Below are 16,458 nucleotides of genomic sequence, written 5' to 3' on the forward strand. Positions count from 1 at the left end.
ATGGTGGACATGCCCGATCCGAAAGGCGCCAAGCGGGAGATCGAGCAGGAGGCTTATCGGTACTACGAGCAGTTGAGCGGCACGCCGCTGGCCAGGCGCCCCGACGGCAGCTTCGCCGCGCAAGGCCACAACGACCAGCTCGATGCGTTCCGCCACGCCTATACCAGCGGCCGTGTCACCCAGATCGCCGGCGGCATGCAGTGGGTCGCGCGTCATTTTGGCAACGACGCGGAGATCGGTGCGGCGCACCCCCACGATCCGTACGAACACCGCATGGACCTGTGGAACAACGCGGCCGGCCGTCGTCTCGGTGATGCGACTGCCGACGCCCCCGACCTGGCGCAACGCACCTATGCGGCGCTGCGTAACGGCGAACTGGTCGGCGGCGTGTCCGATCCGCGCCTGCGCCAACTGTATCCGCAATATCCGCGCCTGCGACTGGCGCAGGGCGACCGGCAGCGCGAACTGGTCGCCGGTGGCGACGTGGACCGCATCAACAGCGACGTCTCGCGGCTGCAGGACCAGGCGCAGGATCGCTTCCCGCCCGGTCAACAGGATCGCGCTTGTTTCGATGCCCTGCGCGCGCAACTGCCCGACCATGTGTCCGACACCAAGGTCGCCCACGCGTTGCTGGCGGCCAAGTCCGAGGGGATCGGGCGTGTCGACCAGATCGGCGCGGCGACGCTGCACAACGGCCAGATTGTCGTCAGCGGCAAGACGCCCGGCTTCCGGGCACAGGTGGACGCGAATGCGCCGCGCCGGCGCCGGACATGCGCGAGACCGTCTATCGGACCGACCAGCACAACCTGGCGCGCACTTACGACGAGCAGAACCGCGCGCAGTCGCAGGCCCAGCCGCACAGTACGCGGCACCGGCCGGGCCGTAGCGCACGCGGCAGTACGGCCTCACCGTCGAACGCCTGCGCCGCGCGTCGACGGGCCTCATCGGTAGAGCCCGTGGCGACTGAAGTCACTCCCACAGTGGATCCCGGCGCTGCGGATGGCCGTTCGGCACATCTACGCCACGGCGTTTCGTCCTACCATCGGCGGCGATCCTCCCCACGGATGTCCTCATGAGCCATGTCCTGCGCCGCGCCGGTTTCGCCGCGGCTTGCGCTTCCCTCGTCGGCTTCGCCCAGGCCGCCGCCGCGCCGGCCGCTGCCGCACCCGTCAGCGGCTACGACCCGCTGGCCCTGTTCGCGCCCCTGCCGCTGCCGCAGCCGGCCACCGCCTACCGCAGCGGCGGCGGCGTGCCCGGGCCGCTGTACTGGCAGAACCGCGCCGACTACGACCTGCACGCCACCATCGATCCGGCCACGCACACGCTCAGCGGCCAGGAAACCATCACCTACAGCAACCGCAGCCCGGACACGCTGGACGTGCTGTGGCTGCAGCTGGACCAGAACATCTACCGCGCCGATGCGCGCGCCCGCGGCGTGCGCCCGGCGCGGGAGGAGCGCCCGCCGTCGCCGTCCACCGATGGCTACCGCATCGCCAAGGTGGAAGTGGAGCAGGGCGGCAAGCGCGTGCCGGCCCACTTCCTGGTCGACGACACGCGCATGCGCGTGGACCTGCCGCAGCCGCTGGCCGGCGGCGGCAAGGCGCTGAAGCTGCATATCGACTACGCCTACACGGTGCCCGGCACCTGGGACGGGCGCACCGCGATCACCCCGACCGGCGACGGCGACATCTACGAGATCGCGCAGTGGCATCCGCGCATGGCGGTGTACGACGACCAGCGCGGCTGGGACACGCAGCCCTACCTGGGCGCGGAGTTCTACCTGGAATACGGCGATTTCGACTACGCGGTGACGGTGTCGTGGAACTACCTGGTCGCCGGGTCCGGCGAACTGGCGAACCCGGCGCAGGTGCTGACCGCGACGCAACGCCAGCGCCTGGCCCGGGCCGCGGCCAGCGACCGCACCGTGGCGATCCGCAGCGCCGCCGAAATCGGCGATGCGGCCAGCCGGCCGACCGCCAGCGGCACCCAGACCTGGCGCTTCCACATGGCGCATACCCGCGACGTGGCCTTCGCCGCCTCGCCGGCGTTCGTCTGGGACGCCGCGCGCATCAACCTGCCGGGCGGCAAGCATGCGCTGGCGATGTCGGTGTATCCGCGCGAAGGCGTCGGCGCCGATAAGCCGGACCGCTCCACCGAGTTCGTCAAGGCGGCGATCGAGCATTTCTCGCAGTGGTATCCGTACCCGTGGCCGGCGGCGGTGAACCTGGACGGCCACGGCGCCGGCATGGAGTATCCGGGCATCGTGTTCGACGACATGCACGACGCCGGCAGGGACCTGTTCTGGATCACCGCGCACGAACTGGGCCACGGCGGGTTCCCGATGATCGTCGGCTCCAACGAGCGCCGCGACGCATTCATGGACGAAGGCTTCAACACCTTCATCGACGTCTACGCCTCCGACGCGATCAACCACGGCGAATTCGCGCCCAAGCGCGACAGCGAGTATGCGCCCAAGGGCGGCAACCCCGTCGACGAGATCCTGCCGCTGCTGGCCGACGTGCAGGCGCCGACCCTGCTCGACCGCGCCGACGCCACCAGCGAGACCTACCGACATCCGCTGACCTACTTCAAGGGCGCGCTGGGCCTGGTGCTGTTGCGCGAACAGATCCTCGGCCCAGCGCGCTTCGATCCGGCGTTCCGCAAGTACATCGCCGCCTGGGCGTACAAGCATCCGACCCCGTCGGATTTCTTCCGGCTGATGGAAAGCGAGTCCGGCGAAGACCTGTCGTGGTGGTGGCGCGGCTGGTACCTCAACAACTGGCAATTGGACATGGGCGTGCGCGCGGCCCGCTATGTCGGGCACGATCCGGCCAAGGGCCTGCTGGTGACCTTGCAGAGCAGGCAGAAGCTGGTGATGCCGGCGACCTTGCGCATCGACTTCGCCGACGTCAGCCACCTCGACCAGCGCGTGCCGGTGGAAACCTGGGTCCAGCAGACCCGGCCGCAGATCCGCGTGCCGAGCACGCAGAAGATGCTGCACGTGACCCTGGACCCGGACCACTGCCTGCCCGATGCCGACCGTGGCGACAACCGGCTCGATGCGGTGAGCTGAGCGGTGCGCGCGGCGCAGGCGACGCGGCGCCGCTGCCGCCCGCGGCGGGCCTGCCGCCGCCCCCATGCCGCGTGCGCTGCACCACCCGCCGGGGCGGCACGGAGGCGGATGGCCTGCGATTGTCCCCGTCGCGCCGCCGCCGCGGGCAGCATGCGGCCCTTGTCTCGATGCAGTGGACCGTTGCGCCATGGGCCGGCGGCGAGGCGGGCGCGCGCCGTGCTCGCGCACCCATAGGGACACAATCGGGACAGCGGTATGCCATCGCCGCGGCGCGCACGGTACCGGCATGACGCGGTATCGTGTGGGGATCCCCGCTATCGACGAAGCCAATGCCGCATCCGTCCATGTCTCCCGGTCCCGCCGCCATGTCCGCCGCGCCTGCGTTGCGCCATGCGCTGAAACCGCGGCAACTGATCATGATGGGCCTGGGCAGCGCGATCGGGGCCGGCCTGTTCCTGGGCTCGGGCGTGGGCGTGCGTGCGGCAGGGCCGGCGGTGCTGCTCTCCTACCTGGTCGCCGGCGTGCTGGTGATCATCGTGATGAACGCACTGGGCGAAATGGCGGCGGCCAAGCCGGCCAGCGGCGCATTCTCGGTGTATGCCGCCGACGCGCTGGGCGCCACCGCCGGCGCCACGGTGGGCTGGCTGTGGTGGCTGCAACTGGTGATCGTGATCGCCGCCGAGGCGGTGGGCGCGGCCGGCCTGCTGGCCACGGTCTGGCCGGCGTTGCCAGTGCCGCTGGCCGCCGTCCTTTTCATGGCCGCGTTCACCGCGATCAATCTGCTCGGCGTGCGCAATTTCGGCGAGTTCGAATTCTGGTTCGCGATCCTCAAGGTGGCGGCGATCGTCGCCTTCATCCTGGTCGGCGTGGCGCTGCTGGCCGGCTGGCTGCCGGGCGTGGCCTCGCCGGGCTGGTCCAACGTCACCGGTAACGGCGGTTTCGCGCCCAAGGGTCTCACCGGCATCGGCGCGGCGCTGCTGGTGGTGGTGTTCGCCTTCGGCGGTACCGAGATCGTGGCGGTGGCGGCGGCCGAGACCGCCGACCCGGAGCGCAGCATCGCACGCGCGATCCGCACCGTGGCCTGGCGCATCCTGGTGTTCTACATCGGCTCGCTGAGCGTGATCATCGCGGTGGTGCCGTGGCAGAGCGAGGCGCTGAGCTCGCCGTTCGCCGCAGTGCTGCAGGCGGCCAGGATCCCCGGCGCGGCGACCGGCATCACCCTGATCGCGGTGATCGCGCTGCTGTCGGCGCTCAACGCCAATCTGTACGGCGCCTCGCGGATGATCTACTCGCTGGCGCAGCGTGGCGAGGCGCCGCGCGCGCTGGCCTTCACCAGCGGCCAGCAGGTGCCGCTGCTGGCGGTGCTGGCCAGCGTGCTGTTCGGCTTCGCCGCCGCGGTGCTGGAGCTGCTGTATCCGAACCGGGTGCTGCCGGTGCTGCTGAACATCGTCGGCGCGACCTGCCTGCTGGTATGGATGATGTCGCTGCTGTCGCAGCTGATCCTGCGCGCGCGCGGCGACCGTGCCGGCACCCACCTGCCGTTCCGCATGCGCGGCTATCCGGTGCTGACCGTGCTGGCGCTGGCGATTCTGCTGGTGATCTTCGGCCTGCTGGCGGCCTCGGCCGATACGCGGGCGCAGTTCCTGTCGATGGTCGCGCTGGCCGCGGCCATCGCGCTGGTCAGCGGCGTGGCGCGGCGACTGCGCGCCGGGGGCAGGGCAGGCCGGAGTGCTTCCTTGTAGGAGCTTCAGCCGCGATCTGAAGCTGGGCAATGCGATAGTGCTGCGGTTTTTGCGAGAACGGAAAGCCTCATGCTTGCGTTCGCCGCTTTCGCCGCTGCCGAAGCCGCTCCTACAAACAGGAGCGGCGGCGGCTCAGCCCAGCAGCAGCCGTGCTCCCAGCGCGCACAGCAAGGCCGGCGGCATCACCAGCGCGCCGACTTTCAAAAAGCGCCAGAAGCCCACGTCCTCGCCTTCGCGGCGGATCGCGGTCAGCCACAGGATGGTGGCCAGCGAGCCGGTGACCGACAGGTTCGGCCCCAGGTCCACGCCGATCAGCAGCGTGTCGACGACCAGTTGCGGCGGCTGCGCCTGGGCGAGGGTGGTGCTGGCGATCAGCCCGGCCGGCAGATTGTTCATCAGGTTGGAGGCCAACGCCAACAGCGCGCCGGCCGCGCCGGCGGTCGCCAGCGGCGACTGCGCGGCGGCGCTGGCCAGCGCTTGCGCGAGCGAGCCGACCACCCCGGTGCGCACCAACGCCGCGACCAGCACGAACAGCCCGGCCACCAGCGGCAGCACCGCCCACGACACCGCCCTGGCCATCGGCAGCGGCGATTGCCTGCCGCCCAGGCACACCGCGCCCAGCGTGGCCAGGCCGGCCAGACAGGTGGGCAGGCCCAGGTCCAGGCCCAGCGCGGAGACGCCGACCAGCAGCGCCGCGGTGGCGAGGATGCCGGCCAGTGCGACTGCGCCGCCGCGGCCGAGCGGCACCGTGTCCACGCGCGCGGCGCAGCGCCCGGCCAGGTCCTTGCGTTCGGTCCAGCGCAGCATGGCGAAGGTGACGCCGATGGCCAGCAGCGACGGCAGCGCGAACGCGGCCAGCCACGTACCCAGCGTCGGCATCTGCCCGCCGTACATGACCAGGTTGGCGGGGTTGGAGATCGGCAGTACGAAGCTGGCCGCGTTGGCGATCAGCGCACAGGCGAACAGCATCGGCAGCGGCTTGGCCCCGGCCTTGCGCGCGGCGGCATACACCGCCGGGGTCAGCACCACCGCGGTGGCGTCGTTGGACAACAGCGCGGTGACCACGATGCCGAAGCCGAACACCAGCGCGAACAGACGCCGGGTCGAGCCCTTGGCCAGGTTCACCGCCTGCATCGCCACCCAGTCGAACAGGCCCTCGGCGCGCGCAGTCTCCGACAGCAGCAGCATCCCGATCAGAAACAGATAGACGTCGTGGCCCTTCAGCACCGCCTGCCAGGCTCCTGCCGCGGGCATCAAGCCGAACGCCAGCAGCAGCAGCGCGCCACCCACCGCCCACCACGCTTCGGACAGTTTGAATGGCCGCGTGATCACCCCGGCGGTGGCCAGCGCGCAGATGCTCCAGGTGGCGAGGTTCGCCGCGTGGCCGCTGGTCATGGCCGCGCCGCACCGCGCGCGGCGAAGCGGAGCACACGCGGACCGCGCATACGGCGCGCCCCGGCGGCGTTGCGGGAGGATGCGCGGGAAGGGGCAGGCATGGACGGGGAGGCGCGCAATCGCGTGGTGGGGCGCAAGGATAGCAAGCCGTCGCCGTCGCCGGCGTCGATGCGAGGCGGTGGGGCGTGGGCGGCGCTCGGGGCCGCGATACGGCCGTGCGCACGGCCTGCGCGTGGTTCGGCATCAGCCTCTTGATCGGAAGATTCCAAGTGGCTCGACCACACTCCTTCGCCTGCGACCTGGTGTGGGCTGGCCGCCTCTCCATGCATGGATCAGCGCCTTGTTCAGACCACCCCGCCGCTGCGTGTCGATCGCCGCAGCGATCCTCTCGTGGCTGACCCGCTGGCTGGAAGCGTCCGGATGCCTGTCCCGCCGTGCGGCCGCGATCTGCTGTGGCGACCAGCGCTCGTACACCAGGCGCTCATCGACGCACGGGAACAACGACGAACCTTCCAGGAGCCGGCGAGGGCGCACGCAGCGCGAGCGGCGCGAGCGATAGGCCGCCGCCGCCGCCGCGTGCGCACAGGACACCGGCCCTTGCAGACCACCGACCTGGCGGCCCAGCGTCGATGCACGGCGTCCCCACCGGCGACCGATCTTGCGCAAGCGCGTTCCTCGATCGCGCTCCACCTGCAGCACCGCGCGTTCCTCAACACGCAGATGACTGGACTGTTTGCCCAGCGCAACCTCCTGCGCTCTGTGAGGTGTTGCACTGGGAACTTGAGTCTAAGCTTCGTGGTCGCCCGACGCACGCGCCGCCGCGCGGCGCGCCGGTCGCGCCCGGCCTCATTGCCCGGCCGCGGTCGCCGGGCTCGCGTCGTTGCGCTTGTGCGCGAACAGCCACTGCCACATCTTCGGGTCGCGGTAGGTGGCGTCCCAGGCGTTGTGGTTGCCCTGCGGGTACTCGGTGTAGCGCACGTCGGCGTCGAGGTTGTTGAACGCGCGGTAGATCTTGCGGTCGTCGTGCGGCGGCACCACGTCGTCCTCGGCGCCGTGGAAGATCCACACCGGAATCCGCCGCAGGCGCTCGGCCAGCGCGGTGTAGGGATCGGCCAGCTCGGCCACCGGGGTCACCACCAGGTGCTCGTGGTCCGCGCGCGGGGACAGGATCGCACCGCACACCGGTACCAGCGCGGCGAAGCGTTGCGGCTGCAGCAGCGCGATTTCCCAGGTGCCGTAGCCGCCCATCGACATGCCGGTCAGATAGGTGCGCTGCGCGTCGCCGCCGAACTCCGCGCTGGCCGCGTCCAGCGCCTGCAGCGCCATCGTCGCGTTGACGCCGTTCCATGCCTGCTCGTCCGGGACCTGCGGCATCACCACCAGCGCGGGGAAGTCGTCCAGGTGGCGGCGCAGATACGGGCCCAGCCCGGAGCCGGCCTGCTGCCTGCCGTCGCTGCCGCGCTCGCCGGAGCCGTGCAGGAACAGCACCACCGGCAGTGGACCCTGGCGGTGCGCCGGCGCCGGGACGAAGACCTGGTAGCGGTACAGGCGGCCGTCCACGGTGAGCTGGCGGGTCAGGAAGTGGCCGCTGGCCGGGTCGCTGGGCAGACTGCTGCAACCGACCATCGACAGGCACAGCATCAGCATCAGCAGCGAACGCATGGACATGGGCGGCTCTCGGCAGGGGGATCAGTATCGGTGTCCCGGCGCGTCCGCGACAGATCGCCGGGACCGCCGGCGGCGGCCCGGACATGCGCCAGTCAGGCGCTGGCCTACTGCAGCACCAGCGTCGCCAGGCCGAGGAAGCTGAGGAAGCCCATCACGTCGGTCAGCGTGGTCAGGATCACGCCGCCGGCCAGCGCCGGGTCGAAGCCCAGGCGCTTGAGCGTCAGCGGCACCAGCACGCCGCCCAGCGCGGCGGTGAGCAGGTTGATGGTCAGCGCCGAGCCGATCACCAGCGACAGCAGCGGCTGCTTGAACCACGCCAGCACGATCAGGCCCAGGCCGATGCCCAGCGCCAGGCCGTTGATCAGGGCCACCGCCAGTTCCTTGCGCAGCAGCACGGTGAAGTTGGAGGCGCCGATCTGGCCCAGCGCCAGGCCGCGCACCATCAGCGCCAGCACCTGGGTGCCGGCGTTGCCGCCCATGCCGGCCACGATCGGCATCAGCGCGGCCAGCGCCACCAGTTTGGCGATGGTGCCCTCGAATTGGCTGACCACGCTGGAGGCGATGAACGCAGTGCCGAGGTTGATGGTCAGCCACAGCAGGCGGCGCCGGAACGCGCGCCGCACCGGGCTGAACATGTCCTCGTCCTCGTCCAGGCCGGCGGCGCTGAACGCCTGGTGCTCGGCCTGGTTGCGGATGATGTCGACCACGTCGTCGATGGTGATGCGGCCGAGCAGGATGTTGTTGTCGTCCACCACCGGCGCGGAGATCCAGTCGTGGTCGGAGAACCGCCGCGCGACCTCGTCGGCGCCTTCGCCCACGTCGATGGCCGGCTGCTCGTCGTCGACCAGCCGGTTGATCGGGGTGGAATCCTCGTGGGTGACTAGCGCGGCCAGCGAGACCCGGCCCAGGTACTGGTGGCGGCGGCTGACCACGAACAGGTGGTCGGTGTGGTCGGGCAGTTCGCCGCGCAGGCGCAGGTAGCGCAGCACCACGTCGACGTTGACGTCGGCGCGCACGGTGACCACGTCCGGGTTCATCAGGCGCCCGGCGCTGTCCTCGGGATAGGACAGCACCTGCTCCAGGCGCTCGCGGTTCTCGCGGTCCATCGACTTGAGCACTTCGTCGATGACCGTGTCGGGCAGGTCCTCGACCAGGTTGGCCAGGTCGTCGATGTCGAGGTCTTCGACCGCGGCGATGATCTCGTCCGGGTCCATGTCCGCGAGCAGGCTTTCGCGCACTTCGTCGCCAACGTGGACCAGCACCTCGCCGTCGTCTTCCGGATCGACCAGGCCCCACACCACCTCGCGCTTGCCGGGCGGCAGCGATTCGAGCAGGTTGCCGATTTCCGCCGGCGCCAGCGTATTGACCAGCCGGCGCACCGGGCCCAGGCGCCCGCTGTCCAGCGCATCGGACAGCAAACGCAGCTGCCGCGCGGTCTTGTCGTGGCGGACGGCGTCGGCCATGCGCTGCTCCTGAAAATGGAAGGCCGCGCTGCGAAGGTGCGCGGTCGGTCAGATGTTCATCGCGACATTATCGCTTGCATGTTGCGGGAAGCACAGCGGCGAGGGGCCGGGACTCGGGACCGGGGACTGGGGGGGGATGGTCGCGAGCGCATGCATTCCCTGTGCTGCGATGAGACGCCATGCAATTACGCGAGGCATCATCGACGCGATGCATCGGTCGCACATCGGGTTCGACGAATCCGCCTGCGCTGTTGCTGTCGCTTTTCCGGGTCCCCAATCCCGAGTTCCGGCTCAAGCGCAGAGATGCCTGTACTCGCGATCAACCACCCGGGTCCCGGGTCCCGAGTCCCGAGTTCCGGCTCCACCGCTCGATCCCCTTCCGGTCCCGCGCCTGCAGCAGCTTGGCGCCGCGCAGGCGCAGCGCCTGCAGGTCGGTGTCGCGGATCACCCGGCGCACTTCCAGCATCGTCGCCGGGTGCAGGCTGAACTCGCGCAGGCCCAGCGCCAGCAGGATCGGCGTCAGCGCCGGGTCGCCGGCGATCTCGCCGCAGACCGCCACCGGCTTGGCGTGGGCCTGGCCGGTGGCGATCACCTGCGCGATCAGGCGCAGCACCGCCGGGTGCAGCGGCGAATACAGCTCGCCCAGCGCTTCGTTGTTGCGGTCGGCGGCCAACAGGTACTGCACCAGGTCGTTGGTGCCGATCGACAGGAAGTCGATGTCGTCGACGAAGGTGTCCAGCGCGATCGCCGCGGCCGGGACCTCGATCATCGCGCCGATCTGCACCTGTTCGGCGATGGCGTGGCCCTCGCGGCGCAGCTGCGCGGCGATGCGCCTGAGGTGCCGGCGCATCGCCATGATCTCCTCGCGCGCGCCGATCATCGGCACCAGCACGCGCACCGGGCCGTAGCCGGAGGCGCGCAGGATCGCGCGCAGCTGCGTGTCCGAGACCTTGGGCCGGGCCAGCGACAGGCGCACGCCGCGCAGGCCCAGCGCCGGGTTCTGCTCGTTGCCGATGGTCAGGCCGGTGCGGTCGGCCTTGTCCGCGCCCAGGTCCAGGGTGCGGATGGTCACCGGCCGCCCGCTCATGCCGAGCACCGCGTCGCGGTAGGTGCGGAACTGCTCTTCCTCGTCGGGCAGCGCGTCGCGCTGCAGGAACAGGAATTCGGTGCGGTACAGGCCCAGGCCATCGGCGCCCAGCGCGTGCGCGCGGGCCACGTCGTCGCGCGACTCGGCATTGGCCAGCAGCACGATGTCCACGCCGTCGCGGGTGCGGCTGGGCTTGGAGCGCAGCTTGCCGAGGTCGCGCTGCAGCCTGGCCTGCTCGCGCATGCGGGCACGGTAGTCGCGCAGGTCGTCGGGGGTGGGCTCGACGATCACCGCACCCTGCACGCCGTCCACGATCAGCACGTCGCCGTCGTTGATCTTGTGCAGTGCATCGGCGGCGCCGACCACCAGGGGCAGGTGCAGGCTGCGCGCCAGGATCGCGCTGTGCGACAGTGCGCTGCCGACGCTGGTGACGATGCCGACCACGCCTTGCGCCTGCAACTGCGCCAGTTCCGACGGCGCCACGTTCTCGCACACCAGGATCTCGCCGGCCAGGCCGGCGCTGTCGGGTTGGCGCTTCTGCAGGAACGCGTGGATGCGCCCGATCACATGGTCCAGGTCGTCCATGCGGCTTTTCAGGTAGGCGTCTTCCATGGCGTCGAACACGGTCGCCAGGCGGTCGCGCTGCAGGCGCAAGGCGTAGTCGGCGCTGTAGCGGCCGGTGCGGATCAGCTCGTCCAGGCCGTGCAGCAGTTCCGGGTCGTCGAGCAGCAGCGCGTGCAGGTCGAGGAACTCGCCGACTTCCTTGGCCAGGGCGCCGTGCAGGCGCTGGCGCAGGGCGTGCATTTCCTCGCGCGCGGCGTTCACCGCCAGGTGCAGGCGTTGCAGTTCCGCCGTCACCTGCGCGGCGCCGATGCGTTGCTCGGCCACCTCCAGCGCATGCGGCAGGCGCACGCGCGCGCGGCCCAGCGCGTTGCCACGCGAGGCGCCGTGGCCGGCGATGCGCAGGTTCACCGCACGCACCCGCGTCGGGGGGGCGGCGGCGTTGCGTGCGGCAACCGGCGCCGCATGCTCAGCCGTCCTCGTCGAAGCGCCGCTCGAACAGGCCGACCACGGCCTCCAGCGCTTGCGCTTCGTCGGCGCCGTCCACGCGCACCGTCACCGGCGTGCCTTGCGCGGCGGCCAGCAGCATCACCCCCATGATGCTCTTGGCGTTGACCTCGCGGCCCTTCGCCGCCAGCGTGGCGTTGCAGCGGAACGAGGACAGCGTCTGCACCAGCTTGGCGGTCGCGCGCGCATGCAGGCCCAGGCGGTTGGATACGATGAGTTCGCGTTCAAGCATCGTCGATCACCACTCCATTGCGCGAGCCGGCGGCGGCGATGCCGGGCAGTTGGTCCAGCCCCTGCTCGGGATAGTTCATGATCCGCAGCAGCATCGGCAGGCTCAACGCGGACACGCGTCGCACCGGCGTGCCCAGGCGCGCGAGTTTCGTCGCCAGGTTGCTCGGGCTGGCGCCGTACAGGTCGGTGACGACCAACACGCCGTCGCCGTCGTCGACCCGCCGCAACGCCGCCGACGCCTGCGGCAGCAGTGCGCCCAGGTCGGCATCGAGCGGTACTTCGAACGCTTCGGTCTTCAGCGGCAATTGCCGCAACAATCCGGTGGCCACGCGCAACAGCGACGCGCCGACATCGGGATGAGTGATCAGGAGAATGCCACAGGCCATGGGGGAACGTTAACAGGTCGGGCAGTGCGCAGGGAATGGTGATGTTTCGGGACTCGGGACTGGGGACTCGATCGCGAGTGCAGGCGTCGTCTGCGGGCCAATTCCGTCACCGAAGCCGTTTTCGATTGCGCCATGGGAAGGCTCGATGGAGCGGTGTTCGTCGGCTTTTCCGGGTCCCCAGTCCCGAGTCCCGAGTCCACTCAATCCTGCTCCCGATGAAACGTCGCCACCTCCGGCCAGCCCTGTTCGCGCGCATGCCGGGCCAGGCGTTCGGCCAGGTACACCGAGCGGTGCTTGCCGCCGGTGCAGCCGAAGGCGATGGTGACGTAGCTGCGGGTGTCCTCGCGCAGCCGCGGCAGCCAGGTGTCGAGGAAGCCGATGATCTGCGCGGTATACTGCTGCACCTGCGGCTGCGCATCCAGGTAGTCGCGCACGCCGCTGTCGCGGCCGGACAGCGGGCGCAGCTGCGGATCCCAGTGCGGATTGGGCAGCACCCGCGCATCGAACACGAAGTCGGCCTCGGCCGGCACGCCGCGCTTGTAGGCGAAGGACTCGAACAGCAGCGACAGGGTACTTTCGCGGGTCAGCGCGAACTCGGTGGTCACCTGCCGGCGCAACTGGTGCACATTGAGCGTGCTGGTGTCGATCACCGCGTCGGCCTCGCGGCGCAGCGGCTCGGTCAGCACGCGTTCGCGCTCGATCGCCTCGGGCAGCGACAGGCCCCGCTGCGACAGCGGGTGCCGGCGCCGGGTGTCGGCATAGCGCTTGATCAGCGCTTCGTCGGTGGCGTCGAAGAACAGCAGCCGCGCGTCCAGGCCGAACTGCGCCACCGCCTCGCGCCAGCGCGACAGCTGCGCCGGGTCGCTGTGGCGGCTGCGCACGTCGATGCCCACCGCCAGCCTGCCGGGGCCGACGTCGTCGCGCACCAGGCTCTTGACGAAGGCCGGCAGCAATTCCACCGGCAGGTTGTCGACGCAGTAGTAGTCCAGGTCCTCGAAGGTCTTCAGCGCCACCGATTTGCCGGAGCCGGACAGGCCGCTGACGATCACCAGGGTGGAGGTGTTCGCCACCGCATTCATGGGCTGCGCCGCTCGAGCAGGTTGCTGTGGCGGGCGATGAACATCGCCGCCGGGTCGACGCCCTTGGTGCGCAGGATGTGCAGGCGCGTGGCGGCCTCGGTCAGCACTGCCAGGTTGCGCCCCGGCATGACCGGCAGGGTGATCAGCGGCACGTCCAGGTCCAGCACGTGGCGGGTGCCGGAATCGCCGGTCAGGCGCTCGTAGCCATGCGGGGTCGGTTCGGTCATGGGCCGGGTCAGGTGCACGATCAGGCGAAGATACTTGTTCTTCTTTACAGCCGTGTCGCCGAACATGTCGCGCACGTTGAGCACGCCCAGGCCGCGCACTTCCAACAGGTCCTGCAGCAGTTCCGGGCAGGTGCCGTCGAGCACGTCGGGCGCGATCTGGGTGAATTCCGGAGCGTCGTCGGCGACCAGGCGATGGCCGCGGCTGAGCAGTTCCAGCGCCAGCTCGCTCTTGCCGGAGCCCGCCTCGCCGGTGATCAGCACGCCGATCGAGTAGATCTCCATGAACACCCCGTGCAGGATCACCCGCGGCGCCAGCGTGCGCGCCAGGTGATAGGAGAGGTGGTTGAGCAGTTCGTGGCCGCGCTTGGGCGACACCCACAGCGGCGTATCCGATTCGTCGGCGGCCGCGCGCAGGTCTTCCGGGCACGACTGGTTCTTGGTGATCACCAGCGCCAGCGGCCGCACCTGCACGATCTTCTCGATGGTTTCCCAGCGTTGGCGCGAATCCAGCGAATCCAGCCAGGCCAGTTCCTCGGTGCCGAGGATCTGCACCTTGTTCGGGTAGATGGTATTGAGATAGCCGGCCAGCGACGGCCGCCGCGACACCGCGTTGCCGGCCTCCAGTTCGCGGCATTCGCCCTTCTGCCCGGCCAGCCAGCGCAGGCCGAGCCGGTCGCGCTGCTGGTCGAACAGTTCGCGCGCGGTGATGCTGGTATTCATGCGGCGCTGGCCTGGGGGGCGCCGCCGAGCAGCTCGTGCAGCGCGGCGGCGTCGGGCGCGCGGCGCAACGCGTCGCGGAAGCGCTCGTCGGAGAACTGTTCGGCCAGTTCCGACAGCAGCATCAGGTGTTGGTGGGTGTAGTGCGCCGGTACCGCCATCGCGAAGATCAGGTCGACCTGCGCGCCGCGGCCGTCGAAGTCGATCGGCTGGTCCAGCCGCAGCAGGACGCCGCGCGGGGCGTCCAGATGCGGGGCGCGGCCGTGCGGGATGGCGATGCCGTGGCCGATGGCGGTGCTGCCGAGCTGTTCGCGCTCGCACAGGCTGGCGAAGAGTTCGTCGACGCCGGCCTGCGGACAGGCCAGCAGGTCGGCGGCGGTGCGAAACAGGGTGTCGCGATCGGCGGCCGGCAGCACCTGGGTGCGGACGGCCGCCATCAGATCGGTCAAGGGCATGGCGGGACCAACGTGTGCAGGGTCACACGATATTGTCGCGCACCTCGGCGGCATGGTGGTCCTGCTTCTTTTCCTTGTGCTTGAGGATCAGCCGGTCGAGCTTGTCGGCGAGCAGGTCGATCGCCGCGTACATGGTCTGCGCGCTGGCATCGGCGTGCAGGGTGCGGCCGGGGACGTTGACGGTGGCCTCGACGTGATGGTCGGGCTTGCGCAGCGCCAATTGGGCGCGGACCTCGATGGTTTCCTCGTAATGCCGCTTCAGCCGCTGCAGCTTGGTCTCCACGTAGTCGCGCAAGGCGGGGGTGACTTCGATCTGCTGGCCGTAGGTCTCGATACGCATCGGATACTCCTTGGTTCGGGATTCACCTATGAACCATTGCCGCTGCCGCCGACGCTCAACCGATGCGGACGCGTTCGTGGGATGCGGAAATGTTCATGGCCTCACGATACTTCGCTACGGTGCGCCGCGCCACCGGCACGCCGGCGCTTTTCAGCAGGTCGGCCAGCTTGGCGTCAGAAAGCGGCTTGCGCGGGTTCTCGGCGTCGATCAGGCGCCGGAGCATCGCCTGAATGGCGGTGCTGGAGGCTTCGCCGCCGCCATCGGTGTCGATTCCCGAGGCGAAGAAGGCGCGCAGCGGGATGGTGCCGCGCGGGGTGCGCACGTACTTGCGGGCGATGGCACGGGAGATGGTGCTCTCATGCAGGCCCAGTTCGCCGGCGATCTCGCGCAGGGTCAGCGGGCGCAGCGCCTGCTCGCCGAACTCGAGGAAGCCGGCCTGCTGGCGCAGCAGGCAGCGGGTCACCTTGAGCAGGGTCTCGCCGCGCGCTTCCAGGCTTTTCAGCAGCCAGCGCGCCTCCTGCAGCTGGCCGCGCAGGTAGCCGGCGTCGCTCTCGCCGCACTGGCGGATCAGCCGCTCGTAGCCACGGTGGATGGTGACCTTGGGCCGCGCGTGGCCGGCCAGCGCGGCATGCCAGACGCCGCGCTGGCGCCACACCACGCAATCGGGCACTACGTAGGTGTCGGCGCCGAGTTCGCCGACCTGCTTGCCCGGGCGCGGGTCCAGCGAGCGCAGCAGGGCGACCGCGGTCTCCACCGCCGCGGCCGGGCGCTTGAGTCCGTGGGCGATGCCGGCGATGCCGCTGCGCGGCAGTTTCTCCAGCGGGCCGTTGGCGATGGTGCGCGCCAGCTCCAGCCCGGGCGTGTCCGCGGGCAACACGTCCAGTTGCAGGTTCAGGCATTCGCCCAGCGTGCGCGCGGCGATGCCGACCGGGTCGAAGCGCTGGATCTGGTGCAGCACGGTGCCGATTTCCTCCTCGTCGGCGACGATGTCCGGTTGCAGCGTCTCGGCGATGGTGGCCAGCGGCTCGCGCAGATAGCCGTCGTCGTCGAGCGCGTCGATCAGCGCCGCGCCGATGCTGCGGTCGCGCGGCGACAGGTGCGACAGGTGCAACTGCCACAGCAGGTGGTCGATCAGCGTATCGGGTTCGGCGACGCGCTCGGCGGCGCTGCCCATATCGTCGTCGTCGTCGAAGGAGCCGCCGCTGCCGCCACTCCAGGCCGGCTCGGAGGACCAGTCGTCGCCATCGCGCTGGGGAACGTTGTCGAGCGTGTCGCCGGCCGGCGGCGCGGCGTCGGCCTCGCCCTCGGCGCTGCCGGCGCCGTTGACCTCGGGCGCGGGCGCGGCGTCCTCGGCCCATTCCAGCAGCGGATTGCTCTCCACCGCCTCGGCGATCTCCACTTCCAGCTCCGCGCTGGACATCTGCAACAGCTTGATGGCTTGCCGCAACTGCGGCGTCATGACCAGATGCTGTCCCAGCGATGTCTGCAGCCGTGCTTTCATGCCTGTACCGAACGGGAAGGGGCGTG

Annotated in this window: 15 protein-coding genes; 3 read left to right on the forward strand and 12 right to left on the reverse strand. The window is 70.3% G+C overall.

Annotated features, from left to right (window positions below):
- The 3 genes from G4Q83_RS05640 (at position 1) to G4Q83_RS05650 (ending at position 4,815) form a co-directional block, all read left to right on the forward strand.
- Positions 1-951 (forward strand): DUF6973 domain-containing protein, encoded by a 951-nt coding sequence (locus tag G4Q83_RS05640; RefSeq protein ID WP_128419013.1) that lies wholly within the window; start codon positions 1-3, stop codon positions 949-951.
- 121 nt (positions 952-1,072) lie between these two features.
- The gene (locus tag G4Q83_RS05645) at positions 1,073-3,073 is read left to right on the forward strand and encodes a M1 family metallopeptidase (RefSeq protein WP_128419012.1); all 2,001 of its coding nucleotides are present in this window, start codon (positions 1,073-1,075) and stop codon (positions 3,071-3,073) included.
- A 329-nt stretch (positions 3,074-3,402) separates the two neighbouring features.
- Positions 3,403-4,815: an amino acid permease gene (locus G4Q83_RS05650; protein ID WP_128419011.1), complete on the forward strand. Its 1,413-nt coding sequence runs from the start codon at positions 3,403-3,405 to the stop codon at positions 4,813-4,815.
- Positions 4,816-4,947: 132 nt separating this feature from the next.
- Here G4Q83_RS05650 and G4Q83_RS05655 read toward each other — a convergent pair whose 3' ends face one another.
- From G4Q83_RS05655 to G4Q83_RS05710, 12 genes are all read right to left on the reverse strand, one after another.
- On the reverse strand, positions 4,948-6,210 hold the full coding sequence (locus G4Q83_RS05655; protein WP_128419010.1) for an arsenic transporter: 1,263 nt from the start codon (positions 6,208-6,210) through the stop codon (positions 4,948-4,950).
- A 243-nt stretch (positions 6,211-6,453) separates the two neighbouring features.
- On the reverse strand, positions 6,454-6,876 hold the full coding sequence (locus tag G4Q83_RS05660) for a hypothetical protein (RefSeq protein WP_185817351.1): 423 nt from the start codon (positions 6,874-6,876) through the stop codon (positions 6,454-6,456).
- 180 nt (positions 6,877-7,056) lie between these two features.
- On the reverse strand, positions 7,057-7,878 hold the full coding sequence (locus G4Q83_RS05665; protein ID WP_128419008.1) for a carboxylesterase family protein: 822 nt from the start codon (positions 7,876-7,878) through the stop codon (positions 7,057-7,059).
- A 104-nt stretch (positions 7,879-7,982) separates the two neighbouring features.
- Positions 7,983-9,341 carry a magnesium transporter gene (mgtE, locus tag G4Q83_RS05670; RefSeq protein ID WP_128419007.1) on the reverse strand — a complete coding sequence of 453 codons (1,359 nt, stop codon included), beginning with the start codon at positions 9,339-9,341 and terminating at the stop codon, positions 7,983-7,985.
- Between the two features lie 319 nt (positions 9,342-9,660).
- On the reverse strand, positions 9,661-11,400 hold the full coding sequence (gene ptsP, locus G4Q83_RS05675) for a phosphoenolpyruvate--protein phosphotransferase (RefSeq protein WP_128419006.1): 1,740 nt from the start codon (positions 11,398-11,400) through the stop codon (positions 9,661-9,663).
- A 58-nt stretch (positions 11,401-11,458) separates the two neighbouring features.
- Positions 11,459-11,728, reverse strand: coding sequence for an HPr family phosphocarrier protein (locus tag G4Q83_RS05680; RefSeq protein WP_128419005.1), 270 nt, complete (start codon positions 11,726-11,728; stop codon positions 11,459-11,461).
- Positions 11,721-12,113 carry a PTS sugar transporter subunit IIA gene (locus G4Q83_RS05685; protein WP_128419004.1) on the reverse strand — a complete coding sequence of 131 codons (393 nt, stop codon included), beginning with the start codon at positions 12,111-12,113 and terminating at the stop codon, positions 11,721-11,723. Before G4Q83_RS05685 ends, G4Q83_RS05680 begins: the two co-directional genes overlap by 8 nt.
- A gap of 200 nt (positions 12,114-12,313) precedes the next feature.
- Positions 12,314-13,192, reverse strand: a complete 879-nt coding sequence (rapZ, locus tag G4Q83_RS05690) for an RNase adapter RapZ (protein ID WP_128419003.1) — start codon at positions 13,190-13,192, stop codon at positions 12,314-12,316.
- A complete protein-coding gene (gene hprK, locus G4Q83_RS05695) occupies positions 13,189-14,139 on the reverse strand; it encodes an HPr(Ser) kinase/phosphatase (protein ID WP_128419002.1) in 951 nt (316 codons plus the stop codon). Before hprK ends, rapZ begins: the two co-directional genes overlap by 4 nt.
- Positions 14,136-14,591: a PTS sugar transporter subunit IIA gene (locus G4Q83_RS05700; protein ID WP_128419001.1), complete on the reverse strand. Its 456-nt coding sequence runs from the start codon at positions 14,589-14,591 to the stop codon at positions 14,136-14,138. Before G4Q83_RS05700 ends, hprK begins: the two co-directional genes overlap by 4 nt.
- 22 nt (positions 14,592-14,613) lie before the next feature.
- Positions 14,614-14,931, reverse strand: coding sequence for a ribosome hibernation-promoting factor, HPF/YfiA family (gene hpf, locus G4Q83_RS05705; protein ID WP_128419000.1), 318 nt, complete (start codon positions 14,929-14,931; stop codon positions 14,614-14,616).
- 55 nt (positions 14,932-14,986) lie between these two features.
- A complete protein-coding gene (locus G4Q83_RS05710; RefSeq protein WP_128418999.1) occupies positions 14,987-16,432 on the reverse strand; it encodes an RNA polymerase factor sigma-54 in 1,446 nt (481 codons plus the stop codon).
- Positions 16,433-16,458 lie beyond the last annotated feature (26 nt).

Source organism: Xanthomonas theicola, from assembly GCF_014236795.1.
In the GTDB taxonomy this organism is placed as follows: Bacteria; Pseudomonadota; Gammaproteobacteria; order Xanthomonadales; family Xanthomonadaceae; genus Xanthomonas_A; species Xanthomonas_A theicola.